This window comes from Xenorhabdus hominickii (assembly GCF_002632725.1).
Taxonomy (GTDB): domain Bacteria; phylum Pseudomonadota; class Gammaproteobacteria; order Enterobacterales; family Enterobacteriaceae; genus Xenorhabdus; species Xenorhabdus hominickii.
Genome location: NZ_NJAI01000001.1, coordinates 1,531,542 through 1,555,913 on the forward strand (window position 1 = coordinate 1,531,542; position 24,372 = coordinate 1,555,913).

The 24,372-nt window shown below is 41.1% G+C and carries 22 protein-coding genes, 2 pseudogenes and 1 other annotated feature; of the genes and pseudogenes, 11 read left to right on the plus strand and 13 right to left on the minus strand.

Going from position 1 to position 24,372, the window contains the following annotated elements; all coding sequences use genetic code 11:
- Positions 1-87: a sequence feature (5S ribosomal RNA rRNA prediction is too short), on the plus strand.
- A 266-nt stretch (positions 88-353) separates the two neighbouring features.
- From metA to Xhom_RS06970, 5 genes are all read left to right on the plus strand, one after another.
- A complete protein-coding gene (gene metA / locus Xhom_RS06950) occupies positions 354-1,283 on the plus strand; it encodes a homoserine O-acetyltransferase MetA (protein ID WP_069317993.1) in 930 nt (309 codons plus the stop codon).
- Between the two features lie 312 nt (positions 1,284-1,595).
- Positions 1,596-3,191 carry a malate synthase A gene (gene aceB / locus Xhom_RS06955; RefSeq protein WP_099139661.1) on the plus strand — a complete coding sequence of 532 codons (1,596 nt, stop codon included), beginning with the start codon at positions 1,596-1,598 and terminating at the stop codon, positions 3,189-3,191.
- A gap of 57 nt (positions 3,192-3,248) precedes the next feature.
- Positions 3,249-4,556: an isocitrate lyase gene (gene aceA / locus Xhom_RS06960; RefSeq protein WP_069317994.1), complete on the plus strand. Its 1,308-nt coding sequence runs from the start codon at positions 3,249-3,251 to the stop codon at positions 4,554-4,556.
- Between the two features lie 137 nt (positions 4,557-4,693).
- Positions 4,694-6,469: a bifunctional isocitrate dehydrogenase kinase/phosphatase gene (gene aceK, locus Xhom_RS06965; protein WP_069317995.1), complete on the plus strand. Its 1,776-nt coding sequence runs from the start codon at positions 4,694-4,696 to the stop codon at positions 6,467-6,469.
- Positions 6,470-6,665: 196 nt separating this feature from the next.
- Entirely contained in the window at positions 6,666-7,226 is a 561-nt protein-coding gene (locus tag Xhom_RS06970) for a hypothetical protein (RefSeq protein ID WP_069317996.1), read from the plus strand.
- Between the two features lie 163 nt (positions 7,227-7,389).
- Here Xhom_RS06970 and Xhom_RS06975 read toward each other — a convergent pair.
- The 4 genes and pseudogenes from Xhom_RS06975 to iclR all read right to left on the minus strand — a co-directional run bounded on the left by Xhom_RS06975 (position 7,390) and on the right by iclR (position 10,143).
- A pseudogene (locus Xhom_RS06975) lies at positions 7,390-8,030 on the minus strand (bifunctional 4-hydroxy-2-oxoglutarate aldolase/2-dehydro-3-deoxy-phosphogluconate aldolase).
- 53 nt (positions 8,031-8,083) lie between these two features.
- Positions 8,084-9,008: pseudogene (locus tag Xhom_RS06980) on the minus strand (dihydroxy-acid dehydratase domain-containing protein); the annotation flags it as partial.
- Positions 8,987-9,118: a hypothetical protein gene (locus Xhom_RS45720; protein ID WP_418384815.1), complete on the minus strand. Its 132-nt coding sequence runs from the start codon at positions 9,116-9,118 to the stop codon at positions 8,987-8,989. The gene Xhom_RS45720 and the pseudogene Xhom_RS06980, both read right to left, overlap by 22 nt.
- Before the next feature lie 194 nt (positions 9,119-9,312).
- Positions 9,313-10,143, minus strand: coding sequence for a glyoxylate bypass operon transcriptional repressor IclR (iclR, locus tag Xhom_RS06985; protein ID WP_069317997.1), 831 nt, complete (start codon positions 10,141-10,143; stop codon positions 9,313-9,315).
- A gap of 186 nt (positions 10,144-10,329) precedes the next feature.
- Here iclR and Xhom_RS06990 point away from each other — a divergent pair, with 186 nt between their 5' ends.
- Positions 10,330-10,530 (plus strand): type II toxin-antitoxin system HicB family antitoxin, encoded by a 201-nt coding sequence (locus Xhom_RS06990; RefSeq protein ID WP_069317998.1) that lies wholly within the window; start codon positions 10,330-10,332, stop codon positions 10,528-10,530.
- Between the two features lie 110 nt (positions 10,531-10,640).
- Here the strand turns inward: Xhom_RS06990 and lysC are convergent, their stop codons facing one another.
- Positions 10,641-12,014, minus strand: coding sequence for a lysine-sensitive aspartokinase 3 (gene lysC / locus Xhom_RS06995; RefSeq protein ID WP_069317999.1), 1,374 nt, complete (start codon positions 12,012-12,014; stop codon positions 10,641-10,643).
- Positions 12,015-12,308: 294 nt separating this feature from the next.
- Here lysC and pgi point away from each other — a divergent pair, with 294 nt between their 5' ends.
- The 3 genes from pgi to ubiA all read left to right on the plus strand — a co-directional run bounded on the left by pgi (position 12,309) and on the right by ubiA (position 15,529).
- Positions 12,309-13,955 carry a glucose-6-phosphate isomerase gene (gene pgi / locus Xhom_RS07000; protein ID WP_069318000.1) on the plus strand — a complete coding sequence of 549 codons (1,647 nt, stop codon included), beginning with the start codon at positions 12,309-12,311 and terminating at the stop codon, positions 13,953-13,955.
- Between the two features lie 182 nt (positions 13,956-14,137).
- Positions 14,138-14,647, plus strand: a complete 510-nt coding sequence (gene ubiC / locus Xhom_RS07005) for a chorismate lyase (protein ID WP_069318001.1) — start codon at positions 14,138-14,140, stop codon at positions 14,645-14,647.
- 27 nt (positions 14,648-14,674) lie between these two features.
- On the plus strand, positions 14,675-15,529 hold the full coding sequence (ubiA, locus tag Xhom_RS07010; RefSeq protein WP_069318002.1) for a 4-hydroxybenzoate octaprenyltransferase: 855 nt from the start codon (positions 14,675-14,677) through the stop codon (positions 15,527-15,529).
- 107 nt (positions 15,530-15,636) lie between these two features.
- On the opposite strand, the gene plsB is transcribed toward ubiA, so the two are convergent.
- Positions 15,637-18,111: a glycerol-3-phosphate 1-O-acyltransferase PlsB gene (gene plsB / locus Xhom_RS07015; protein ID WP_069318003.1), complete on the minus strand. Its 2,475-nt coding sequence runs from the start codon at positions 18,109-18,111 to the stop codon at positions 15,637-15,639.
- 137 nt (positions 18,112-18,248) lie between these two features.
- On the opposite strand from plsB, the gene Xhom_RS07020 reads away from it, so the two are divergent.
- Complete coding sequence (locus Xhom_RS07020) at positions 18,249-18,620, plus strand: diacylglycerol kinase (protein ID WP_069318004.1); 372 nt, start codon at positions 18,249-18,251, stop codon at positions 18,618-18,620.
- A 118-nt stretch (positions 18,621-18,738) separates the two neighbouring features.
- Entirely contained in the window at positions 18,739-19,356 is a 618-nt protein-coding gene (gene lexA, locus Xhom_RS07025; RefSeq protein ID WP_069318005.1) for a transcriptional repressor LexA, read from the plus strand.
- A 150-nt stretch (positions 19,357-19,506) separates the two neighbouring features.
- Here the strand turns inward: lexA and zur are convergent, their stop codons facing one another.
- The 7 genes from zur to Xhom_RS07070 all read right to left on the minus strand — a co-directional run.
- On the minus strand, positions 19,507-20,019 hold the full coding sequence (zur, locus tag Xhom_RS07030; protein WP_069318006.1) for a zinc uptake transcriptional repressor Zur: 513 nt from the start codon (positions 20,017-20,019) through the stop codon (positions 19,507-19,509).
- A gap of 179 nt (positions 20,020-20,198) precedes the next feature.
- Positions 20,199-20,831, minus strand: coding sequence for a hypothetical protein (locus Xhom_RS07035; RefSeq protein ID WP_145957430.1), 633 nt, complete (start codon positions 20,829-20,831; stop codon positions 20,199-20,201).
- Between the two features lie 38 nt (positions 20,832-20,869).
- Complete coding sequence (locus tag Xhom_RS07045; RefSeq protein ID WP_069318009.1) at positions 20,870-21,289, minus strand: DUF2628 domain-containing protein; 420 nt, start codon at positions 21,287-21,289, stop codon at positions 20,870-20,872.
- Positions 21,290-21,533: 244 nt separating this feature from the next.
- A complete protein-coding gene (locus Xhom_RS07050; protein WP_069318010.1) occupies positions 21,534-22,727 on the minus strand; it encodes an MFS transporter in 1,194 nt (397 codons plus the stop codon).
- 443 nt (positions 22,728-23,170) lie between these two features.
- Positions 23,171-23,446, minus strand: a complete 276-nt coding sequence (locus Xhom_RS07055) for a pyocin activator PrtN family protein (protein WP_069318565.1) — start codon at positions 23,444-23,446, stop codon at positions 23,171-23,173.
- A 245-nt stretch (positions 23,447-23,691) separates the two neighbouring features.
- Positions 23,692-24,057, minus strand: a complete 366-nt coding sequence (locus Xhom_RS07065) for a hypothetical protein (protein WP_145957431.1) — start codon at positions 24,055-24,057, stop codon at positions 23,692-23,694.
- A gap of 117 nt (positions 24,058-24,174) precedes the next feature.
- Positions 24,175-24,372, minus strand: a 198-nt coding sequence (locus Xhom_RS07070; protein WP_244590771.1) for an IS1 family transposase, incomplete at its 5' end; no start/stop codon positions are given.

The window sequence follows — 24,372 nt, forward strand, 5'->3', positions numbered from 1 at the left end:
GTGGTCCCACCTGACCCCATGCCGAACTCAGCAGTGAAACGCCGTAGCGCCGATGGTAGTGTGGGGTCTCCCCATGTGAGAGTAGGGAACTGCCAGACAACACTTTTGCCCCAAAGCCATCCGGTTCCGGATGGCTTTTTGGCGTTTGGGGCGGTGATGCCCGCGCATTTTATGCCTGTTCTTGAAACTATTCTGCCTTTTGTTACCTTCATTATTACCCTTACTTATTCCATAGAATAAAATGAAATAATTTCAATTTGAGTGCAAAAACTCGACATAGCTTTTATTTTTTGGTTAAATTTGGCTATCTAGAAGGCTAAATGTATAAATTAGAATAGTTGAGGTTTCTAACAATGCCAATTCGTGTACCAGATGAATTACCTGCGGTAAATATACTCCGTAATGAAAACATCTTTGTCATGACCTCTACTCGGGCTGATATTCAAAATATTCGTCCGTTGAAGGTATTGTTGTTAAACCTGATGCCAAAGAAGATAGAAACAGAAAATCAGTTCATTAGGTTATTATCCAATTCACCGCTACAGGTTGATATTCAATTGGTGCGTATCGACAGCAGGCAGTGTAAAAATACCCCAGCTGAACATTTGGATAACTTTTATTGTGATTTTGACTCAATAAAAGATCAAAATTTTGATGGTATGATTGTCACTGGAGCCCCTTTGGGGCTTGTTGAATTTGAGGATGTGGCCTATTGGGATGAGATTGAAAAAGTCGTTAATTGGGCGAAAAATCATGTCACTTCAACACTATTTGTCTGTTGGGCGGTTCAAGCAGCTTTAAATGTCCTTTATAACCTTCCAAAATATACTCGAAAGTCCAAACTATCGGGTATTTACTCCCATTCTACTTTAGATCCTTTGGCATTATTAACACGTGGATTTGATGAAACTTTTTTTGCACCTCACTCTCGTTTTGCTGATTTTCCTGAATCTGTGATTCGTGATTATACGGATTTAGATATTTTAGCCAGTTCAGAAAAGGCTGGTGCTTATTTGTTTGCCAGTACAGACCGGAGGTTAGTATTTGTAACTGGCCACCCTGAATATGATGTAAACACATTGGCGGCAGAATACAGGCGTGATCTGGATGCTGGTTTGACTCCGGAGCTACCCGTCAATTACTTCCCGAATAATGATCCTGAAGATAAACCTATTGCAGCTTGGCGTAGTCACGGCCACTTACTATTTTCAAATTGGTTGAATTATTATGTCTACCAAATCACGCCATATGATCTCGCTTTTATGAATCCCACCTTAGATTGAATGCTATTTGAAACAAAAAAATGAAAATGAGGGTTGACTGAATCGAGTCATTTCTCATTTTTCTAATTTTCCTTTTTCTATTGCCCATCACCAGTCACTATCTATTTCTTATACATAACAAAAAGTTAACACTTTTTTATTTTCACTTTTGGAATTTGATTCCCTCTTTTCATTAGCTGAAATTTATTGTAATAAATTGATTTTATTAATTTAATTTTAAATATTAAAAATAATGGAAATCGTTTTTGATTTATTTTTTATATTGATTAATCTTAGTCAGGTGGTACTTAAAAGATGAGGAAAGGGGGGATCATGCAGCAGGAATTAACAACAGACTTAACATTTATAAAACCTTTTGATGAGGCTGATAGAAAGGTGTTATCACCTGAGTCTATTGATTTTTTAAAGGATTTAATTGTCAAATTTTCTGATAGACGTAAAAAGTTATTAGAAGAGCGAACTCATTGGCAAAAAAAAATAGATGATGGAGTATTACCAGATTTTATTTCGGAAACCATTTCCATTAGAGGGGGTGATTGGAAAATTCAGGGAATACCTGAAGATCTCAGAGATCGTCGTGTTGAAATAACAGGACCTGTAGAACGTAAAATGGTTATTAATGCCTTAAATGCAAACGTAAAAGTGTTTATGGCTGACTTTGAAGACTCATTGGCTCCGTCATGGGATAAAGTTATTAATGGACAAATTAACTTGCAGGATGCGGTCAATGGTACGATTTCATACACTAGTGAGCAGGGCAAACGTTATGAATTGAAATCTGATCCGGCGGTATTGATTGCTCGGGTTAGGGGCTTTCATTTATCAGAAAAACACGTTCTCTACAAGAACGAACCGATATCTGGTGGATTATTCGATTTTGCCCTTTACTTCCACTTAAATTATAAAAAATTACTGGAACAAGGTAGCGGCCCTTATTTTTACTTGCCTAAAATACAGAGCTACCATGAGGCCCAGTGGTGGAGCGATGTTTTCAGTTTTGCAGAATCTCGTTTCAATTTACCAAAAGGAACCATTAAAGCGACAGTTTTGATTGAAACACTGCCTGCTGTGTTCCAGATGGATGAAATTCTCTACCATTTACGTCACCATATCGTTGGCCTCAATTGTGGTCGTTGGGATTACATTTTCAGCTATATCAAAACACTGAAAAACCACTCTGACCGCGTCTTGCCGGATCGCCAATCTGTGACGATGACACAACCCTTCTTGAGTGCTTATTCTCGCTTACTGATTAAAACCTGTCATAAACGTGGTGCGTTTGCGATGGGGGGAATGTCGGCATTTATTCCGAGTAAAGATCTTGAGCAAAATCAGCAAGTGTCGAACAAAGTCAGAGCTGATAAAGAATTGGAAGCCAATAATGGTCACGATGGTACATGGGTCGCGCATCCGGGCCTTGCAGATATCGCTATGGCGGTCTTTGATAAAAAATTGGGAGAAAGGCAGAACCAACTGACCGTTTCGCGTGAAGAAGATGAAACGATTACGGCTGCACAGCTACTTTCCCCTTGTCCGGGGGAAAGAACGGAAGAGGGAATGCGCGCGAATATTCGTGTTGCGGTGCAATATATTGAGGCGTGGATTTCAGGAAATGGATGCGTGCCTATTTATGGACTGATGGAAGACGCGGCGACGGCGGAAATTTCGCGTACTTCTATTTGGCAGTGGATCCGTCATGAAAAATCACTTTCCAATGGTAAAAAAGTGACAAAGGAACTGTTCAAGGAAATGTTGAAAGAAGAGTTGAACGTTATTAAGCAAGAGGTTGGAGAGCAACACTTTAACCAAGGGCGATTTACGGACGCTTCTGCCTTGATGGAAAGGATTACCACACAAGACGACTTAATTGATTTTCTGACTTTGCCAGGCTATCAGTTACTCGATTAATTGAAAAACAATAATGACGAAAATAACCGATTAATTAAGAATAGGAAGTAGAACATCATGACCATGTCCCGGACACAACAAATCGCTCAATTAGAACAAGAATGGAAACAACCTCGTTGGGAAGGTATCACTCGCCCATATAGCGCTGAGGATGTCATCAAATTGCGTGGTTCTATCAATCCTGAACATACTTTGGCGCAGATGGGAGCGAAAAAGCTATGGGAATTATTACATGGCAAATCGAAAAAAGGCTATGTGAATGCGCTTGGTGCGTTGACTGGTGGTCAGGCACTTCAGCAGGCTAAAGCTGGCATTGAAGCGATTTATCTTTCTGGTTGGCAAGTTGCAGCAGATGCAAATACAGCGTCAAGCATGTATCCCGATCAGTCATTGTATCCCGTTGATTCCGTACCTAACGTGATTAAACGCATCAATAACAGTTTCCGTCGTGCCGATCAAATCCAGTGGTCGAATGGTATCGACCTAAATAGTCTGGAGTACATTGACTATTTTTTACCTATCGTAGCGGATGCAGAAGCGGGATTTGGCGGTGTACTGAATGCATTTGAACTGATGAAAGCGATGATTGAGGTTGGCGCCGCCGCAGTTCATTTCGAAGATCAACTGGCAGCAGTGAAAAAATGCGGGCACATGGGTGGCAAAGTCTTGGTTCCGACTCAAGAAGCCATTCAGAAATTGGTAGCAGCACGATTGGCGGCAGATGTTTCCGGTGTGCCAACCTTATTAATTGCACGTACTGACGCAGATGCCGCGGATTTGTTGACATCTGACTGTGATCCTTATGATAGCGAATTCATTACAGGCGAACGGACTTGTGAAGGTTTCTACTCTACTCGGGCAGGCATTGATCAGGCAATCAGTCGAGGGTTAGCGTATGCGCCTTACGCTGATATCGTCTGGTGTGAAACTTCGACACCGGATATTGAAGCAGCCCGTCGTTTTGCCGAAGCTATCCATGCAGAATATCCGGGCAAATTGCTAGCTTATAATTGTTCACCATCTTTCAACTGGAAAAAGAATTTGGATGATAAAACTATCGCCAGCTTCCAAGAGCAGTTATCTGCCATGGGGTATAAATTCCAGTTCATCACGTTGGCGGGCATACACAGTATGTGGTTTAACATGTTTGATTTGGCTTATGACTACGCGCGTGGCGAGGGTATGAAACATTACGTTGAGAAAGTTCAGGCACAAGAATTTGCTGCGCTTGATCGTGGTTATACGTTCTCATCACATCAGCAAGAAGTTGGGACAGGGTATTTTGATAAAGTGACCACGATTATTCAGGGAGAAACTTCTTCCGTTACCGCACTGACGGGATCAACAGAAGAACAGCAGTTTTAAATTCATCATACCCAATAGATGTCGAGTTGCATTGAGTTCAAAAAGCGGCAATTTGCAAGATGAAGGGTATATACCCATTGATATAATGAGGGATCTCATAAGGGGTTCCCTTTTATATATCGGATAAGGTGGCTGATATGGAAATAGATCTCGCACATTTAATTGCACAAACCATTTTGCAGGGATTTGATGCGCAATATGGTCGATTCCTGGAAGTCACGTCTGGTGCGCAGCAACGTTTTGAACAGTCGGATTGGCACACGGTACAGCAAGCCATGAAAAAGAGAATCAACCTGTATGATCATCATGTTGGGTTGGTGGTAGAACAGTTGAAGTGTATTCATGGCTCATTGCAAAATGATGAAGATTATATTGCCGAAGTCAAAGCAGTTTATATCCGTTTACTGCCTGATTATCCTCGTTTTGAAATAGCGGAAAGTTTTTTTAATTCAGTTTATTGTCGTTTATTTCAGCATCGTAATTTAAAGCCAGAAAACCTATTTATCTTCTCTTCTCAGCCGCTTTGCCGCTTTCGTCATATTTCTCGTCCGCTGTCGCGAAATTTTTTTCCTGATGGCGATCTCATGTCCATGTTGCGCACAATCTTAAATGATTTGCCATTGCGCCTTAAATGGGAAGATTTGGAACGGGATATTGGTTACATCGCGCAATATTTACAAAAAACATTTTCCCAACACGATTTATTACAGGCGTCGTTCCAAATTGCTAATGAGTTATTTTACCGTAATAAAGCAGCGTGGTTGGTGGGAAAAATCAGAATGGGGGTTGTAGTTTACCCATTTTTATTACCCATTCATCACGATGAAACTGGGGGGATCTTCACCGATACTTGCCTGACCAGTCACGACGATGCCAGCATTGTTTTTGGTTTCGCTCGCTCCTATTTTATGGTTTACGCACCTTTACCGGCTGCATTAGTAGAGTGGTTGCGTGAGATTTTGCCAACGAAATCGACGGCAGAGCTATACATGGCGATTGGCTGCCAGAAGCACGGTAAAACGGAGTATTATCGTGAATACCTAACATTCATTCACTCGTCTGAAGAGCAGTTTACGATTGCTCCGGGAGTGAAGGGAATGGTGATGCTAGTTTTTACTTCTCCTTCATTTGATCGGGTATTTAAAGTTATTAAGGATAAATTTGCGCCACAAAAAGAGGTCACTCAAGAGCGGGTTCAAGAATGTTACCGTCTGGTAAAAGAGCATGATCGTGTAGGGAGAATGGCTGATACGCAGGAATTTGAAAATTTTGTCATTGATAAACGCCATATTAGCTCTGAATTAATGGACGAATTACAAAAAGAGATACCGGAAAAAATTGAAGATCTGGGAGACAGTATCCTGATAAAACATCTCTATATGGAACGTAAAATGATTCCGCTGAATATTTACATGGAACAAGTGAACGAAGTGGAGTTGAAGGATGTGATAGAGGAATATGGTAATGCTATTAAACAATTGGCGGCAGCAAACATCTTCCCCGGTGATATGTTGTTTAAAAATTTTGGAGTTACGCGTCACGGTCGAGTGATTTTCTACGATTATGACGAAATTTGTTACATGACCGAAGTGAATTTTCGGGATATTCCTCCCCCCCGCTATCCAGAAGATGAGTTGGCGAGCGAACCTTGGTACAGTGTGGCTGTTAACGATGTTTTTCCAGAAGAATTTCGGCATTTTTTATGTAGCGATAGTAGAGTCCGGCGTTATTTTGAAGAAAGTCATAGTGATTTATTCGAAGCAAATTACTGGCTAGCATTGCAAGAGCGCATCAAAAACGGGCATGTGGAAGATGTCTTTGCTTATCGTCATAGACAGCGATTTAACCAGCGTAATGAATTGAATGATAGAGATAATATATCCAATAAATTTTTACTGAATAATAAAAAATAAGGTTTACATGATCTTATTTTAAAAATGTCTTCCTATCTATTTATTGATTTTCAATGATATGATCTGAGTAAAGATTAAAATATTAGTTTTAGTAAATATTATTTTTATTAAATATAGTTTCGTAATCCAATAATCATACTCAACATCATTAATGGAATATTCTTATCCATTTTTAATAATATTTAGGGAGAAAATAATGGCTAATGTCATTTTATATGGTGATATTTTGCATATCAAAAACCATTATGCCAATGGCAGCTATCTTGATACTTATGGGCATGCAACCTCAATTGGTGAAAAATATAATGTTGTCACTTCTGTTTTACCAAATAGAGATACAGGCTCCGGTTTATGGCAAATTTTATCAGCAGAAGGCAAAAGTTTAGGCACAGAAATTTACAGTGGTGATACCCTATTTTTATTGAACTTTTACCAAAATGATGGAGGATACCTGAGAGTCAGTGGTAATGCCCCGTCTCCGGAGCTTTATAATGTCCACACGGCAGACAGACCCATTAATGCACTTGATACTGCAATATGGCATATCTTTGCAGATACGACTAATGAGTTTGATGGCAAAATTCGTGAAAGTAGTGCAATTCGTCTACTGAATAATTTTAACCATATTCATGGTGGTTTTCTTGATACTTGTTGGGAAGCGAATCAATCAGGGGCAGCATATAAAGTTTATACTTCCTTGCTATCAAATAGGGATAACGGTAGTGGTATATGGACATTATCAAAAACTATGAATTAATAGTCATATAGAAGATTATTTTTACCTTCATTATTAATTTAATTGTGATCCTATTCTCAATTATAAAAAAGAATCTCTTAACATTGCATTAATTAATTCTATTCTGCAATGCGGAAATTCTGAAATAGAGAATCTCCGCGTTGAGAATATTCAGGTAAGAAAATTACGCTTTTGCTCCTGCAATGGCAGATCGTGCCAATTCCGTAATCTGGGTATAATCACCTTTTTTCAGTGCATCGCTCGATACCAGCCATGAGCCACCAATGCACAAAACATTGTTCAATGCCAGATAATCACGATAGTTTTCAGGGGAAATCCCCCCGTTGGACAGAAGCGTACCTGAGGGAATGGGCCTGCAATCGCTTTCAGTGCCTTAACACCACCATTTGCTTCTGCCGGGAAGAATTTGAAGCATTTCAGGCCATAACTCATCCCCAGCATCAATTCAGAAACAGTCGAGATCCCCGGAATAAGGGGAATTGATCCTGCAGTTGCGGCTTCTAACAGCTCGTCAGTCAATCCCGGACTAATGGCAAATTGGGCGCCTGCTTCGGTGACCGCTGCCAATTGTTCAGGATTAATGACCGTGCCTGCACCGATAATCGCTTCGGGAACTTCTTTAGCGATAAGGCGAATAGCTTCTAGTGCACATGCAGTTCTTAACGTCACTTCTAGAACACGGATACCGCCAGCAATCAGTGCTTTTGCTAAAGGGATAGCGTATTCAATCTCATTGACAACAATGACAGGGACGACAGGACCATCGGTCAGAATATGTTCCGCGGTTGTTTTCCAATTATTCATTAGCAGTTTCTCTCGTTGAATCAGAACACAAGGGATTTAAAATCTCTCGTTGATTAAAATGTAATACAGCATGCTCCTTGTTCTGCACCCGAAAGTTGGGTTCGTAGAGCATCAAATAATTCACGGCCGCAGCCGATATATTCTTCGCTTAAATCTGGCTGATAAGGAGTTCTCTGTGCTAGTTCATGTTCATCGACCAGTAGCGTGAGTTCTCCAGTACGGCCATCAACACGGAGCCAATCACCATCCTTTATTTTTGCCAGCAATCCACCTGTTTTGGCTTCTGGCGTTACATGAATGGCTGAAGGGACTTTACCGGAAGCACCCGACAAACGACCATCAGTGACTAAAGCTACTTTGAAACCACGATCCATTAGTACACCCAAAGGTGGCATCAACTTGTGCAATTCTGGCATGCCATTCGCTTGTAGGCCTTGATAGCGAACAACGACAACGCAGTCACGATCCAACTTGCCCGCCTCAAAAGCAGAGACGATATCGTGCTGGCTATTAAAGACCACGGCTGGCGCCTCGATAACCTGATTATCTGATGGAATCGCAGAGGTTTTCATGACCGCACGACCAAGATTGCCGGTCATGACTTTTGTACCGCCTTGTTGTTCGAATGGTTGCTCAATGCTGGCAATTACATTGCTGTCCAATGAAGAAAGCGTACCTTCACGCCACGCCAACTGGCCTTCATTAAGCCATGGCTCCTGCGTATAACGCTCTAGTCCAAGTCCAGCAATAGTATTGACATCACGGTGTAGCAAGCCTTTTTTCAATAACTCGCGAATGACCAATGCAACGCTGCAGGCTGCCTGAAATTGATTGATATCCGCTGGTCCATTCGGATAGATGCGGCATAGCAGAAGGGGGCACTTCTGACAATTCAGAAAAATCATCCCAGTTAATGATGATCTCAGCGGATCTTGCCATTGTAACGAGATGCATGGTTAGGTTGGTTGATCCTCTGGTTCAATGCGAGCCAAATAGTGGCTACGAGTTTCTTTTGAACGTTCAATGATACGCTGGGTGATCCGCGTGACGGTTTCGTTGGTCGCCGTACTGGCCTGGTTTATTGTCATGATAATTGTTCCCGACCCCACAATGGAATGTGTCTATTGCTTTATTGTTACCGGTAATATCGTTAATGCAATAATTAAAGGATGCAATCAACTTTAGCTGCCTACACATTTTATCTGTGATCTACATCAATTTTTAAAGCTGAAACGTAACAGCTTGTCAACAAATCAGTCTATTAGACGAGGTTTTAGTAAAATTACTTAATTCCACCGTATTCTTGGCTGATATTTTTTGCCGCCCGAATAACAAGGGCACCGAATTCAGTCACACGATCATTTGAGATACGTGATATTGGGCCGGAGATGGAAATAGCGGCAAAGGCTTCATGGTGTTCATCATAAATACAGGCGGCGATACAACGTAAGCCTAACGCGTGTTCCTCATCATCGAGTGAAAAACCTTGTTTGCGGATCTGTTCAAGGTTTTCTGTCAGGGCGGCGGCTGTCGTGCAGGTATATTGGGTATAGGTATGCATACCTTTTTTATGCAGCAATTGGAGTCGCTTATGTTCAGACAGTGTGGAGAGCAGAGCCTTTCCTGCGCCAGAGGCGTGCATTGGTAGTTTACCACCAATAGGAGCTGACATACGCATCAGCGCATTGCATTGCACTTGATCGACAATCACAGCTTCGTATTCATCAAGATTAAAAATAGCAAGATTGACAGTTTCACCGGAATCCTCCATTAACTGACGCAGGATTGGGTGGACCAATACCATCAGATTACGACTTTGCAAGAAGCTACTGCCAACGATAAAGGCATGGGAAGCAATCACCCATAATCCCAGATCACCTATTTGGCGCACAAAACCATGTTGTTGCAAAGTAGTCAGAAGCCGGTGGGTGGTGGAATTGGGCAGACCTGCCTGTATCGCCAAATCGGTCAGAGCAACGCCACCTGGTGAATCGGAAATATATTCCAAAAGTGTTAATCCACGGCTTAACGATTGAACTTGACCGCCTGCAGCGGCACTGTTTGTCGTCATTTTGGTTTTTTTTGTGCGTTTGCTGGCAACGGCTATGCTCATAAGATTCCCTTTAAATCATCGTCTACTTGAAGCAGCAGTAGCTGCAATGTACAGAAAATGGAATTTGTTTTCGTTTTCTTATTATGGATGATAAAGGGGGGGAAACACATCCGATGTGTTGGCTGTGAGAGAACTCAATCTGGTGCGTAAATCTAAGTAGAGCATGGGTTGTGCTCGTTGGTGTTGATGGTGGGTATTGCTTTGTCTATATTTGAATATTTGAGTGAGCAGAGACAAATACCTGTAGAGGCAAAAACCGTGGCTGACCATCTTAAAGATGAAGATTGCACTGGTGAGATCTGGGCTTACATTGATATAGATTTGGCTGAATATGAAGGAAATACGACTAAATTAAATATTACCTTGCCACAGTGGATTTTTTGCTGAGTTGGCTCGGCGTGAGTTGTCGAAACATTCCTGAATTCGATTAATATTCTCTTTGTTATATCAAGAAAACCCGTGCCTTGCGGGTTTTCCACCATGTTTAACGTGCTTCGCTATATTTCAAATAAATTCCTATGCAACGTCTGAATTATTGATTCGGCATCTTTCCCAGGAACGAGCAAACAGACATTATGGCTGCTCGCACCATAGCTGATCATGCGGATATTAAAGGATTCCAGTGCTCCAAAGATTTCTTTTCCCAAACCTTTGGCCTGTGAAAGTTTATTCCCGATAATCGCGACTAGCGCCAGATCCTCCTCCACTTCTACACGACATAAAGTCGAAAGCTCGGTCAGCAGAGCATTAGTCAGAAGACTGCCATTGGTGCTGGTGGAGCCGGTAGTATCCAGTGTCAGGGCAATGCTCACTTCTGATGTGGTAATCAGATCCACCGAAATATGATGGCGTGAAAGCAGAGTAAAAACTTCTGCCAGAAAGCCCCTCGCATGGAGCATTTTCAGACTATGCAGTGTCAGCAATGTCTGCTTACGGCGCAATGCCAGTGCCCGAAACCGCGGCGGATTTTCTGTCTTATCACAAACTAGTGTACCGCCAGCTTGTGGATCTTTACTTGATCCAACAAAAACGGGTATGCCACAGCGAACGGCTGGCAACAAAGTAGCTGGATGAAGGACTTTTGCCCCAAATGTGGCCATCTCAGCTGCTTCATCAAAGGCAATTTTCGTAATCCGTTTAGCAGAGGGAGCAACACGAGGGTCTGTTGTGTAGATCCCCGGAACATCTGTCCAAATATCAACACGCTGTAAGCCTAATGCTTCACCAAGCAAGGCTGCGGTATAATCACTGCCACCACGACCCAATGTCGTTGTGCGACCTTTTTCTTCTCTGCCGATAAAACCTTGGGTGATAACAATCGTATTGTGCAAGCGAGGTTGGAGATGTTCTATTGCAGATGTATGGAGATGACGGGTATCAGGCTCTGCCTGCCCGAAGTTATCATTGGTTCGCATAATTCTACGGATATCAAACCACTCTGCATCTGTATTGCGTTGGCGTAACAACTCAACAAACAGCAAGGTAGACATAACTTCACCGTGGCTAACCAATTCATCAGTCAATGCTTCTGAAGTGGTGAGTGATGAAGTTTCTGACAGTGTTGCAATGTTTTCCAGCAAACGATCAATTTCCTCGCGAATGATGTCTGCTTCATTCAATCGTTCAATAATGGCATATTGAATGTTACGGATCTGTTTCAGGTAGCTCTCCCGTTTATTGTCATCACAGCCCGAAGCCAAGGCAACCAGCAAATTGGTTACGCCCGATGAAGCGGACAGAACGACCACGCGAACATCTGTATTTGCCAAAATAATATCGGCACAGTTATTCATGGCATCAAAGTCAGCCACACTAGTACCGCCGAATTTTGCTACAACATACGGTAAGTTGGGAGATGAAACAGCATACATGAATGATAACCTTTTGCTTGAAGAATAGACTTTTAGAAATATCGTTTCAGGTGTACTGAGTCAATATTTGGCAATTAAGCATAAATAACTTTCATGATAGAGCTGAAATTATCGTTTTTGCCTATCTTAACAATTAGGGCTGGAAATCACTGTCTATTTTGACCAATATCAGCAATTACAAGGAAAGGGAGACCAATCACAGAATTAACCCGTTACAATCTGTGAATTCCTATTGTTTATTGACTAATAGTTATCAGCAAATAGCTATCGACAAGTTGTTAGAGAGAATCGTCCATGAAAAATATCAATCCTAGCCAGACCGAAGCTTGGAAAGCATTACAGCAGCACTTTGAACAAATAAAGAATATTCATTTACGGGATCTATTTGAACAGGATAAGACGCGGTTTACGGCATTTTCTGCGACTTTTGATCAACAAATTCTGGTGGATTATTCCAAAAACCGGCTTACTTCTGAAACACTGGAAAAATTACAGGCATTGGCGCAAGAAACTGATTTGGTAAGCGCAATTCGTAGTCTGTTTTCTGGTGAAAAAATCAACCGTACTGAAGATCGTGCTGTGTTACACATTGCCCTGCGTAACCGCAGCAATACCCCGATCATGGTGGATGGGGAAGACGTGATGCCGCAAGTCAATGCGGTACTGGCAAAAATGAAGTCATTCAGTGAACGTATCATCGGGGGAGAGTGGAAAGGCTACACAGGTAAAATCATTACTGATGTTGTAAATATCGGTATTGGCGGCTCAGATCTCGGCCCTTATATGGTGACTGAAGCTCTGAAAGCGTATAAAAACCATCTGAACATGCACTTTGTTTCCAATGTTGATGGTACTCACATTGCGGAAACATTAAAAGAGCTAAATCCAGAAACAACCTTATTCTTAATTGCGTCTAAGACTTTTACGACCCAAGAAACTATGACCAATGCACACTCTGCGCGTAATTGGTTCCTGCAAAGTGCTATTGATGAAGTACATGTAGCTAAACATTTTGCAGCTTTATCGACCAATGAACAAGAAGTCAGCAAATTCGGTATTGATCCACAAAACATGTTTGAATTTTGGGATTGGGTCGGGGGACGCTATTCTCTCTGGTCTGCGATTGGTTTATCTATTGCACTTTCCATTGGCTATGACAATTTCGAATTGTTACTGAGCGGTGCCCATGCGATGGATAAACACTTTGAGCAGACAGCCTTTGAACAAAACATTCCTGTTTTGTTGGCACTGATTGGCATTTGGTATAACAACTTTTTTGGCGCAGAAACTGAAGCGATTCTGCCGTATGATCAATATATGCACCGCTTTGCTGCATATTTCCAGCAAGGCAATATGGAATCCAATGGCAAGTATATCGACCGCAATGGCAACCCCGTAAATTACCAGACCGGGCCGATTATTTGGGGTGAGCCGGGTACCAATGGCCAGCATGCTTTTTACCAGCTTATCCATCAGGGAACTAAACTCATTCCTTGTGATTTTATTGCACCAGCCATTAGCCATAATCCGGTTAGCGATCATCACAGCAAACTGTTATCTAATTTCTTTGCACAAACTGAAGCGTTGGCTTTTGGTAAAACTCAGGCTCAGGTGGAAGCTGAATTTTCCGCAACAGGAAAAAATGCACAAGATGTGGCGGGTGTTGTGCCATTCAAAGTATTTGAAGGGAATCGTCCGACTAACTCCATTTTATTGCGTGAAATTACACCATTCAGTTTGGGGGCATTAATTGCCATGTATGAACATAAAATTTTTGTTCAAGGGGCAATTTTAAATATTTTCTCATTTGATCAATGGGGAGTAGAACTGGGTAAACAATTGGCTAACCGTATTCTGCCTGAATTACATGATGCAGAGGTCGTGAATAGTCATGACAGCTCTACAAACGGTCTGATTAATCGTTTTAAAGAATGGCGTTAATCTGATTTTCTGGCTTACTTAATTTAACCTCACTCCAATAATATGGTTATATTGGGGGAGGTTTTTTATGATTTCCATAATTTGTTATCAACTTTTTATTCTATTGGCCTGCAACATGATATCCTCATTCCCCATTCGTTGTGCTTTCGGGGAAATCGCGATTCCCCGCAATGGAAAATGACATGACAGAAGACACAATATTAACTTCGACACCCATTCACTGGTTTTCGTCTGATGAAACCAGCCTTCCTGAAGATATTTTAGACTGGTTAATGGAAGTGGGCTCAATGACGCGCCGCTTTGAACAACATTGTCAGAAAGTATCAGTTTCTCCTTTTCGGGAGTGTTTCATCACTGCTGAAGAGTTAAGAGATGAAAGTAAGCACTTACCTGTAAGTGAAAAATATTGGTTGCGTGAAATTGTTTTGTATGGAGATAACATTCCATGGCTGCTGGGGCGCACCGTTATTCCAGCGGAAACACTGACTGGCCCGGATAAACAGTTGGTTGATGTGGGAACAGTACCACTTGGGCGTTATCTTTTTAGTGGTAATAATCTGACACGGGATTATATTCAAATAGGTCAGCAGGAAGATCGTTGGGTACGGCGTTCTTTATTGAGATTATCGGGTAAGCCACTGTTGCTCACTGAAGTTTTCCTGCCAGAGTCGCCTGTATATAAAACAAAATAAAAAGGGAGAAATAGATTGGAGGTCAGTATGACGCAAAGTAAATGGCACGCTTATTGCCGTTTAATGCGAATCGATAAACCCATTGGCATACTATTATTATTATGGCCAACATATTGGGCATTGTGGATCGCAGCGAAAGGCATGCCGAGTTTACATATCTTGTTAGTATTTACTATTGGTGTGTTTTTTATGCGTGCTGCGGGATGCTGTATTAATGATTTCGCAGACAGAAAATTTGATGGGAATGTAGAACGGACAAAATCCCGTCCTCTGCCTAGTGGTGACATTACTGAAAAAGAAACAAAAATATTGTTTGCCACACTCGTCGTCATTTCTTTTGCGCTGGTTCTGACACTTAATAAAATGACGATAGCTCTGTCGGTAGTTGCTCTGGTATTGGCATGGGTTTACCCTTTTGTCAAACGCGTGAGTCACCTGCCGCAAGTTGTATTGGGTGCAGCCTATGGCTGGTCAATTCCTATGGCTTTCTCCGCAGTAAGTGAGTCCTTACCTGTTGAGTGCTGGTTGCTATTCTTGGCTAACATCATTTGGTCAGTTATTTATGATACACAGTACGCAATGGTTGATCGTGATGATGACTTGAAAATCGGTGTTAAATCGACTGCGGTGCTTTTTGGGCGCTTCGATAAACTGATCATTGCTATTCTGCAATTCATCATGCTGGGCATTCTGGTATTGGTGGGGAGTATGGTAAATCTGGGGGGAATATATTACTGGACGATATTGTTGGCAGCGGCGTTGTTTATTTATCAGCAGAAACTAATAGCGGGTTGGGAAAGAGAGTACTGTTTTCAGGCATTCTTGAACAACAATTATGTTGGTCTTATTTTATTCCTCGGTATCTTGTTCAGTTATGTTTAGTCGATTTCAAGCTATATCAAGGCAACTTGAAAGATGAATGGTATATAGCGGGCGGAATTACCGCCCGTTAATTTTTTATATCCAGCGTAACTCTTTATTACTGTTCTTTATTGCTGCTCTTTTTCTATCTCTGCCTGCTCAGGTTCATTTTGTTCTGGCGGCATACTGACGCTTTCTATCGTCAGACGAATTTCAGGTGACATCAATTCACTCAAGACATGGTAGAGATCTTGGGCGCTGATCGAAATCATATCGCCGCTGTCCTGAATGTAACCTTCTTCTCGTAGCGTATTAACCGAGCTGGCAAAAACAGCTTTATCAAAGAACTCCGGCGCATTGATGCCATGCAGTACCGATAGACGCTGTGCCAGCATTCGACTCTCTTTTTCCAGCACACCACGGCTGATTGCAGGAGTCGCATTCAATAAAGACAGCGTAATGGCATAGCGTTGCAGCGTTTCTCTGATACCTGCGGCCAGCAATTGCAGTGGGCGAATGCGTGCAGGGTTCAGCACCAGCATATCCTGCTCTTTGTTACAGATAAGGCATTGACGTGTCAGTTCATCAATCAACGTATTGACGACATTTGGAAGCGTTTCCTTGCTGTAACGCATGAAAAGCTCTTGCTTGAGCAGAGGATAAATTAGCGCCACTTGTCTGAGTAATTCACTGCGACTAATGCGACGGTGATGCATTACAATACTGGTAATCAAGGACGGCAGAATCAGTAAGTGCTGGATATTATTTCGATAATAAGTCATCAAGACTGCACTTTCGCGAGGCAGAATAATAATATCCCCCAGACTGTCTTTCTCAACTTCGAACTTATTCATCAATAAGGCGTGATCTAACAACTCTTCCGCTGTTTTGCTCGGCACAGTGATATCACTTGTGTAAGGCACATTGCGCAGTAATTGCAGATAGCAATCCAACTGTTCAATAAGCTGCTCACGAGTCAGTGATCTCTGGCGTGATGACAGTAATGCTGTAGTACATAAATTAATAGCATTAGCGGCTGCGGCATTATTGATATTGACCATAATATTGCCAGCTAGCTTGCTGACCGTTGGAGTCAGCCACGTTGGACGCTGGGATTCTATGGGGTCAATCGAATCTCGCCACTCTGGAACATGATGATTAAGGTATTGTACCAACGGAATGGGTTCCCCAAAGTTCACGTAACCTTGCCCCAAATTACGTAACTTACGCAAGCCACGTACCATTTGGAAGAAACCTTCTTTTTCTTTGGTTGCACCGCGCAGTTCTTTGGCGTAAGTCGCAACTTCCATCACATGCTCATAACCGATATAGATCGGCACAATAGTGATTGGTCGGGATTCTCCACGCAACATTGCCTGTAGGGTCATAGAAAGTGTGCCCGTTTTCGGAGCAAGCAAACGACCAGTACGGGAACGCCCACCTTCGACAAAGTATTCAACTGAATAACCACGGACAAACAACTCACCGAGATATTCCCGGAAGATTGTTGAATAGAGCTTATTGCCTTTAAATGTACGGCGGATAAAGAACGCACCAAGACGACGGAATATCGGGCCGGCAGGCCAAAAATTCAGGTTAATGCCCGCAGCAATATGCGGTGGAACCAAACCTTGGTGATAAATCACATAAGAGAGCAGAAGATAATCCATATGGCTACGGTGGCATGGAACATAAACCAGTTCATGACCATCTTGAGCCAATTGGCGAATTCGTTCAGCATTATGCACATTAATGCCTTGATACAGACGGTTCCATGTCCAACTCAAAACACGGTCGGTCAAGCGTACTGTTTCATAGGAGAAATCCGCCGCGATCTCTTCCAACATACTAATGGCATTTTGTTTCGCCTTTTCGGGAGAGATTTTCTTGCTACGTGCTTCATCAGCAATCGCTTTTTCTATCGCCTGTGATGTCAGTAGCTTGTTGAATAGATCCTGTCTGGCTGGCAAACGAGGCCCAACAGCCGCTAAACGTTGACGGGAATAGTGTATCCGTGCAACTCGAGCGAGTTTATTGGCGATGATATCATCGGCACCATGTTCGTCTGCCATATGGCGTAGTGAAACAGGTGTGGAAAAACGCACAAAGCTATCCCGCCCAAGCCATAGGATCGCGAAAAACTTCTGTACACCATTCAGCAGCCGTAACTGTGGTGCTGTATTCCCTTCTTGGCCTTCGCGTCCAGGAGAGCGTCCAAACATCACAGAGACAGGCACCATTTGGATATTCAAATCAGGATTATTGCGATGCTGATCCAGATAAGAATGAAAGATTTTCACAGATTCATGTTTTGGTGCATAACAGCGGAACACGCGTGGGCCGTCATCAATGAAGACATAACTTGGGAGTTGTGTGTCACCAATTTCTAAAGGATTCAATGGATCCGGCAGATCTTGTGCTAGACATTGTTGACGCAGGGTCAATAAGTCTGTTTTCGAATGGTACGGTAGCACGTACAAAATAGGCCGTGTCGTATCAAGACGCAGTTCTGCAATGGGATCTGTGGGAATGAGTTTACTTTTTACTAATAATTTTAGTGGTAAATTCAATAACTTATAATATATTTTACGCCAACCTGACATAACCGCTTTAAGCCTCTTGTTAGCAATGCGTCGCAAGGATACCAGAAACAGATTTTGAGATCTGTGGAAATAAGACAATAATAAGAGCTAAAAGTTATATAACCATACAATTAATAAGTTCATCAAAGAAAATTATTATGGCAAATCAAGCAACAGGGTTAACCCGGATCATTAAAGCAGCAGGGTATTCAGCGAAAGGACTTAAGGCTGCATGGCAAAGTGAAGCAGCATTTCGGCAGGAATCAATTGCGGCCATATTGGCAATCATCATTGCATTTTCTTTAGATCTTGGCTTATTAGAAAGGCTCCTACTTGTCGGCTCTGTTATGCTGGTGGTTATTGTTGAAATCCTCAATAGTGCGATTGAGGCCGTTGTAGACCGAATCGGCAGTGAGTACCATGAACTCTCGGGGCGGGCAAAAGATATGGGGTCTGCGGCAGTATTACTCACCATCATTCTGGCATTGTTTATCTGGGGAATGATCCTTTGGTCGCATTTTATGCATTGATATGATGTGTTTTTCAGCAAAATACCTTATTTAGCTGCTTTTACGTGCTGACTGGTTCCCAATTCGAATTTACCTGTATATACTCACAGTCAGACTGTATAAACAAACAGGGGGCGAAATGAAAGCATTAACTGCCAGGCAGCAGCAAGTCTATAACTTGGTGCGCGACCATATTTCGCAAACGGGTATGCCACCGACACGTGCTGAAATTGCAGCACGTCTTGGTTTTCGTTCACCTAACGCGGCAGAAGAGCATTTAAAGGCTCTGGCGCGTAAAGGGGTGATAGAGATTATCTCTGGTGCATCCAGGGGTATCCGTTTGCTTCTTGAAGAGGAAGATGAAGGTGCGGGATTACCGCTAATTGGTCGAGTTGCTGCTGGCGAGCCACTACTGGCTCAGGAACATATTGAAAGTCACTATAAGGTTGATCCTAAATTATTTAAACCAAATGCTGACTTTCTGTTGCGTGTCAGTGGGATGTCCATGAAAGATATCGGTATTATGGACGGAGATTTACTTGCTGTGCATAAAACACAGGATGTTCATAACGGGCAAGTCATTGTGGCACGCATTGAAGACGAAGTAACCGTAAAACGCCTCAAACAAACAGGAAACAGAATTGAGCTGATTGCTGAAAATCCAGAATTCGAACCTATTATTGTTGATTTGAGCGAGCAGAATTTCACTATTGAGGGATTGGCAGTCGGCATTATTCGTAACGGAGAGTGGTTCTGATCGTAAAAACGGATAATTGCATTTTGCCATTCTGGGACGGTCATTTTTCTCTTAGTCCCCGTTAAACATGAGTTCAGCGGGAACTTGAAAATATATGAGCACACCAGCGATGACCGTCTCACTGCCTAATCAGATCCAAGCAATTTCGTCTTATCTTTTTTTATTCTCTTCGACAGAATGATTGTGCTGGCATGTATCGCGTGCTGTGCAGGAATCGATCTCATGGCAGGAAGAACACAAGCCGTGGACTTCTATCACGCTATGTCGCAGATTAAACCCTGCGCCTTGTGCTAATTGCTGAATAGTGGATTCAATGTCTTTTGCCTCTTTTTCGGTCACAGAACCACAATCTTCACAGATAAACATGGCCGAAGTATGGCTGGGTTCTTCAAAATGGTGGCAAAGGACATAACTGTTGGTAGATTCTATTTTGTGGATGAAACCTTGTTCCAACAGAAACTCCAAACCTCGATAAACTGTTGGAGGTTTGGCTTGTGGTTCGACTTCACGTAATAAATCCAGCAAATCATACGCACTGATTGCGCTAGGTTGTTCCGTGATTAAACGAAGGATCTCAAGGCGCTGAGGTGTCAAACGAACCCCTCTTGACAGGCAAATTGTCTCAGCCTGTGCCAATAACTTTTTTTGGTTGATAGTTTTCATTAACCTCTCACACCCACACGATACTAATGACTTTAATGTTATCATGTTTTTGGTATGAGAGTGTGGGCACACATGATAATAGGAGCTTTTGCTCTTGGGTTCATTAATTGAATCGGTTGAGGAATATCAAATCACGGGCATTTATCTTTAGCCTCCATACTCAAGGTAGCCTCCACCCATTACCATTCTTCCTCATCTTCAATTAACAAGTTGGTTTCTCTAATTTTTTTAATATCAACATCAATACCTTCTTGATGTAAACGGCTATAGAATTCTGTTCTGTTGAGTAAGGCATATTTTTCTTTTCCGGGAAGATAGCGGATGGGAACAACTTGCATCGCACGGATAGTGTCAAAATGAGCAAAATTAGCAGCTATATCTTCGCCACTATAGTGTTGATTATTAGATTTAAATTTAAAGGTTATAACTATTTCACTAAAAATCTCGGCAGCTTCAACCCAGTTTTTCGGTATCTTTTCTTCCTCATCAGCACATAAGCGGACACCTGTGATTTTGGCATTCAAATTAAGTCCATGTTTGTTAGTTAATTGACGATTATATTCGAAGATGACACTGTTGTAGGTGCCGGGTATGGTTACAATAACTAAAAATATCATAACTAAAAAAAGTATAATGATACCGAATGGTATTGAGTCGATAGGTTGTCTAGAGGTATCTGCAATATTGGATACTATAAAAGTAGATACTCCAATTAGGATTGCTGTTATTGAAAATAGCAGCATTATAGAGAAAGTGTGTTTTTTTATTGCTTTTTTTAAGATCTCTGGATCTGATTTTGTTTTGTTTTTCATATTCTTAATTAAAATGATTAGTAATGACATTAAAGATTTTAAATTAATGCCACTACTAAAAATGAGAGGTGTTTTTGTTTGGTGAATATGTCTTTAAATGGGTTCCAGCCATCTTCGCCTTTTATTTCTTTTAAATAGTAGGCATAATTTACAGTAAAACCCCATATAACATATATTAAACCAGTAGCTCCATATATAAAAACCTCAGATATTGATGAAATAGCCACTATTAACAAGAATGAAAATGCTAATAAACTCAGGCCTTTTTTCCATAATCCTAAAAACAAGAAATAAAAAATACCAAAGAGAAATGCAAGCCAGTTAATGTTTATAAGAATGCGGCTTTTTGCAGGCAGATTCTTAAGAGCGACTTTAAAATCTTGTGATGCAGGGCTACCATTTTGCTCAAAAAATTTAAAACGTTCTTGCCATTTTTCTGGATATTTTGATATGTCCATTGATTTTCCTTATTGACACCTATTATATGTAATAAAACAACTTATGCTTGAAAATTTTTATCAAATTTGAAATCTATTCTTATAGAACTCTACTTTAAAACGTTTTTTATTTTCGGTAACAAATAATATAGCAAGCGCACTAAAAATACTAATGTTAAAACATGTAGTTAACTATTATATACACTGGTTTTATATACAGTTGATGGGTTATTGTTTTCTCTGTTAATAGTTCATTAAGGTTATATTAATCACTTAATTTAAATTCAGTGGTTTCATATTTATGCATATACAGCCATATTCCAAAATTGGCTATGCAAATTGCTGTGCCGGCAATCACAACACCAAACCAACCATTAAGCTGATAAACATAGATAGCAATAATAGAACCTATTGCCGTACCTGAACAACAACTTGTCATATAAGCCGCCGTCAGGCGATTCCGTGCTTCCGGTAATATTTTATAGATAGTACTTTGGTTAATGACATTTAATCCTTGAACAGCCAAGTCCAACAAAATAATTCCAATAACCAACCAATAGATAGAATTTTGTGCAAACATCATTGGCATCCAAGAGAGTAGTAAAATCGCCAAGCCAATTTGTGTCACAGATTTTGCCTGACCCCTATCAACGTAATGGCCGACATTGGTTGCCATTAACGCACCAGCAATTCCAGCCAGCCCAAATAAACCAATGACACCTTCGGAATAGTTAAAGGGCGAAGCCGAAAGCAAAAAAGTAACGGTAGTCCAGAAGAGTCCAAAGTTCGTAAATGTCAGCATTCCTATAAGGGAACGAAGACGAAGTATCGGCTCATATTTCATCAACTGAAAGACTGATTGAATCGTTTTGAAATAAGATAATTTGTTTTTAGGATAGGAGGTGGGCAGTGATTTGCGTAGGGCAATCGTCAGTATTAGTAATAAAATACCCGCCAGCCAAAAAACAGTGCGCCAACCATTCAATTCTGCCAATAATCCCGAAACTGTTCTTGCAGAGAGAATACCTAACAACAATCCGCCAATCATAATCCCAACCGTTTTTCCTTTCTGATGCTCGGGCGCTATCTCCACAGCGAAAGGGATCAGCAATTGAGCCACGATGGAAAACAATCCTGTCAGTAATGTTCCTGCCAATATTTGCCAAAAATTTTGTGCAACTGCAGTGAGGAATAGCCCACTGGCAGTTAAAAGTGTCATGACAGTAATAAGATGGCGACGTTCATACATATCGCCAATAGGGACGAAAAATAACAGTCCGATACCATATCCAATTTGGGCAATAGTCACGATAAAACCCGCACTGGTATGGGACAAAGAAAATGAATTAGCAATGGCGCTTAATAAGGGTTGAGCATAATAATTACTGGCGATAACCATGCCGGTGGCAAAAGCCATTAAAGAGATAATTTTATAATTAATATTTTGTTTTTGGCTCATAGGAGACGTCTTTTTTATTATTATCAATTGGCTAATTTAAAGATTCTTAATGAAAGTATTATGTCTTTGCAGGAAGATAGATCAATAAAAGTTTTCATTCTTTACTTTTGTTATTATTTTTACATAAATAATGTTAAATACTGGCTATTTATATAAAGATTAATGTCCGATTGGTATTGATTTTGTGCCGAAACATTCAGCTATGGTATACTGCGCCTCTTCACATAATCCCTTGTATTCAGAATACCTTCAATCGGGTGTTTTGAAAAAGCAAAAATAGACCCACATGCAAGAATATCAAGACATAAAAAATATCCCTGAAATCAGTGAGAAAGCTCATAAATTCAAGCCTTCCCGCTTCTCCGTTGCCCCCATGCTTGATGGGATTGATTATTTATAAAAATCAATATCTTAAAAGTGTATGGTGTACTATTGGTGTACTGCTAGTTGATTTTTTTGTTTGCTTTTTTTGTTATATACTCCATTTCCTCTTTGGATTCCTTTCTTTTTTTATCTATCAAATCCGCTAAATCATTAATATGCACCATCCGTGGTGATTTTTGGCTATCATTGCAGCGAAAGGTGGGTAATGGCAGTAACCCTAAAGATGCCTTTTGCTCAGCAGTGGATGGTCTCATGCCTAAGTACCTCTCTGCGATATCAGAGAGAGGAATGGCGGCAGTCTCAAACTCAGCCAATAATAGAAAAGCCGTGTTCATTCTCATATCTTTTCTCCTTTCTGATACCGGTTCCACAAAATCATCTTCGCTACCATTGCAGGAGTTACAGCATCACTCCAAGTCGCATCGAAAATAATGCTGTTCAATTCCGTCCTGAGAATATCATCCAAATTTTTTGGTCTCGTAGAGTAGGGCGCCTCATCGGGCACCCCGTTCATGACATCGATAATGAGTTCAGCGATTGCCCAATTTCATTCTGTGCATTATCGATACTGATCATTGCCTTACTCCCTTATTTTATAAATGGAATTTTGAGTTTTTATATATCCATCAATTTTGTAAGTTTCAGTATTTGTTACCAGAGATGTTATTATTTCTACCCCGTCCTCAAATCGTTTTTTACTGTCATTAAATATTTTCCCAAATGCTACCGCTCTATCACCACTCTCTGCGAAATCAGTTAATTCTATTTCTGCGGTGAATTTTAGTGTCTCTTTATTGGTCAATTCATGAAATCGCTCCAAAAATTTGTACCTAGCTTGAATGGGAGTGAGAGGAACGATAACTAACCATTCTACGGGGTGAATGCCATCCAAGCAGGGCCAGTGTTCATCCCCTGCGATTTCTAGTTGTAGACGCTCTGTGGCCAATAATGCCAGATCAGCTTGTTTTACCGCTGCAGAAATTTCACGGGGAATTCTGAATTTATCAGCGATAGCAGCATAGAGTTGTTTTTCTGGTCATGTATTAAATAGTTAGATTGAATATCAAAAATAGTACTCACGCTCAATAAAAGTTCCTATCACCTTATCGTGCATTTCTTCGGATTTTGAATAACTGATAGTTTTTCTATTCAGTCTTTTTATTCGAGTACGCTGAGTTAAATTCGTTCTCTCTATACGCTGAGTAAACGTCTTTCCAGTCAGGTGATCTTCCTCGGGAAGGTTATCATAAACAACATAATC

Excerpts from the sequence above, each read along its gene's own strand:
- ubiA (WP_069318002.1), top strand. The coding sequence starts at position 14,675 with ATGACGCAAAGTAAATGGCACGCTTATTGCCGTTTAATGCGAATCGAT.
- Xhom_RS07055 (WP_069318565.1), bottom strand. The coding sequence starts at position 23,446 with ATGAACACGGCTTTTCTATTATTGGCTGAGTTTGAGACTGCCGCCATT.
- zur (WP_069318006.1), bottom strand. The coding sequence starts at position 20,019 with ATGAAAACTATCAACCAAAAAAAGTTATTGGCACAGGCTGAGACAATT.
- Xhom_RS07020 (WP_069318004.1), top strand. The coding sequence starts at position 18,249 with ATGGCAAATCAAGCAACAGGGTTAACCCGGATCATTAAAGCAGCAGGG.
- Xhom_RS06970 (WP_069317996.1), top strand. The coding sequence starts at position 6,666 with ATGGCTAATGTCATTTTATATGGTGATATTTTGCATATCAAAAACCAT.
- Xhom_RS07035 (WP_145957430.1), bottom strand. The coding sequence starts at position 20,831 with ATGAAAAACAAAACAAAATCAGATCCAGAGATCTTAAAAAAAGCAATA.
- aceB (WP_099139661.1), top strand. The coding sequence starts at position 1,596 with ATGCAGCAGGAATTAACAACAGACTTAACATTTATAAAACCTTTTGAT.
- lysC (WP_069317999.1), bottom strand. The coding sequence starts at position 12,014 with ATGTATGCTGTTTCATCTCCCAACTTACCGTATGTTGTAGCAAAATTC.
- lexA (WP_069318005.1), top strand. The coding sequence starts at position 18,739 with ATGAAAGCATTAACTGCCAGGCAGCAGCAAGTCTATAACTTGGTGCGC.
- Xhom_RS45720 (WP_418384815.1), bottom strand. The coding sequence starts at position 9,118 with ATGACAATAAACCAGGCCAGTACGGCGACCAACGAAACCGTCACGCGG.
- plsB (WP_069318003.1), bottom strand. The coding sequence starts at position 18,111 with ATGTCAGGTTGGCGTAAAATATATTATAAGTTATTGAATTTACCACTA.
- Xhom_RS07045 (WP_069318009.1), bottom strand. The coding sequence starts at position 21,289 with ATGGACATATCAAAATATCCAGAAAAATGGCAAGAACGTTTTAAATTT.
- Xhom_RS06990 (WP_069317998.1), top strand. The coding sequence starts at position 10,330 with ATGGTGGGTATTGCTTTGTCTATATTTGAATATTTGAGTGAGCAGAGA.
- ubiC (WP_069318001.1), top strand. The coding sequence starts at position 14,138 with ATGACAGAAGACACAATATTAACTTCGACACCCATTCACTGGTTTTCG.
- iclR (WP_069317997.1), bottom strand. The coding sequence starts at position 10,143 with ATGAGCATAGCCGTTGCCAGCAAACGCACAAAAAAAACCAAAATGACG.
- Xhom_RS07050 (WP_069318010.1), bottom strand. The coding sequence starts at position 22,727 with ATGAGCCAAAAACAAAATATTAATTATAAAATTATCTCTTTAATGGCT.
- pgi (WP_069318000.1), top strand. The coding sequence starts at position 12,309 with ATGAAAAATATCAATCCTAGCCAGACCGAAGCTTGGAAAGCATTACAG.
- aceA (WP_069317994.1), top strand. The coding sequence starts at position 3,249 with ATGACCATGTCCCGGACACAACAAATCGCTCAATTAGAACAAGAATGG.
- aceK (WP_069317995.1), top strand. The coding sequence starts at position 4,694 with ATGGAAATAGATCTCGCACATTTAATTGCACAAACCATTTTGCAGGGA.
- metA (WP_069317993.1), top strand. The coding sequence starts at position 354 with ATGCCAATTCGTGTACCAGATGAATTACCTGCGGTAAATATACTCCGT.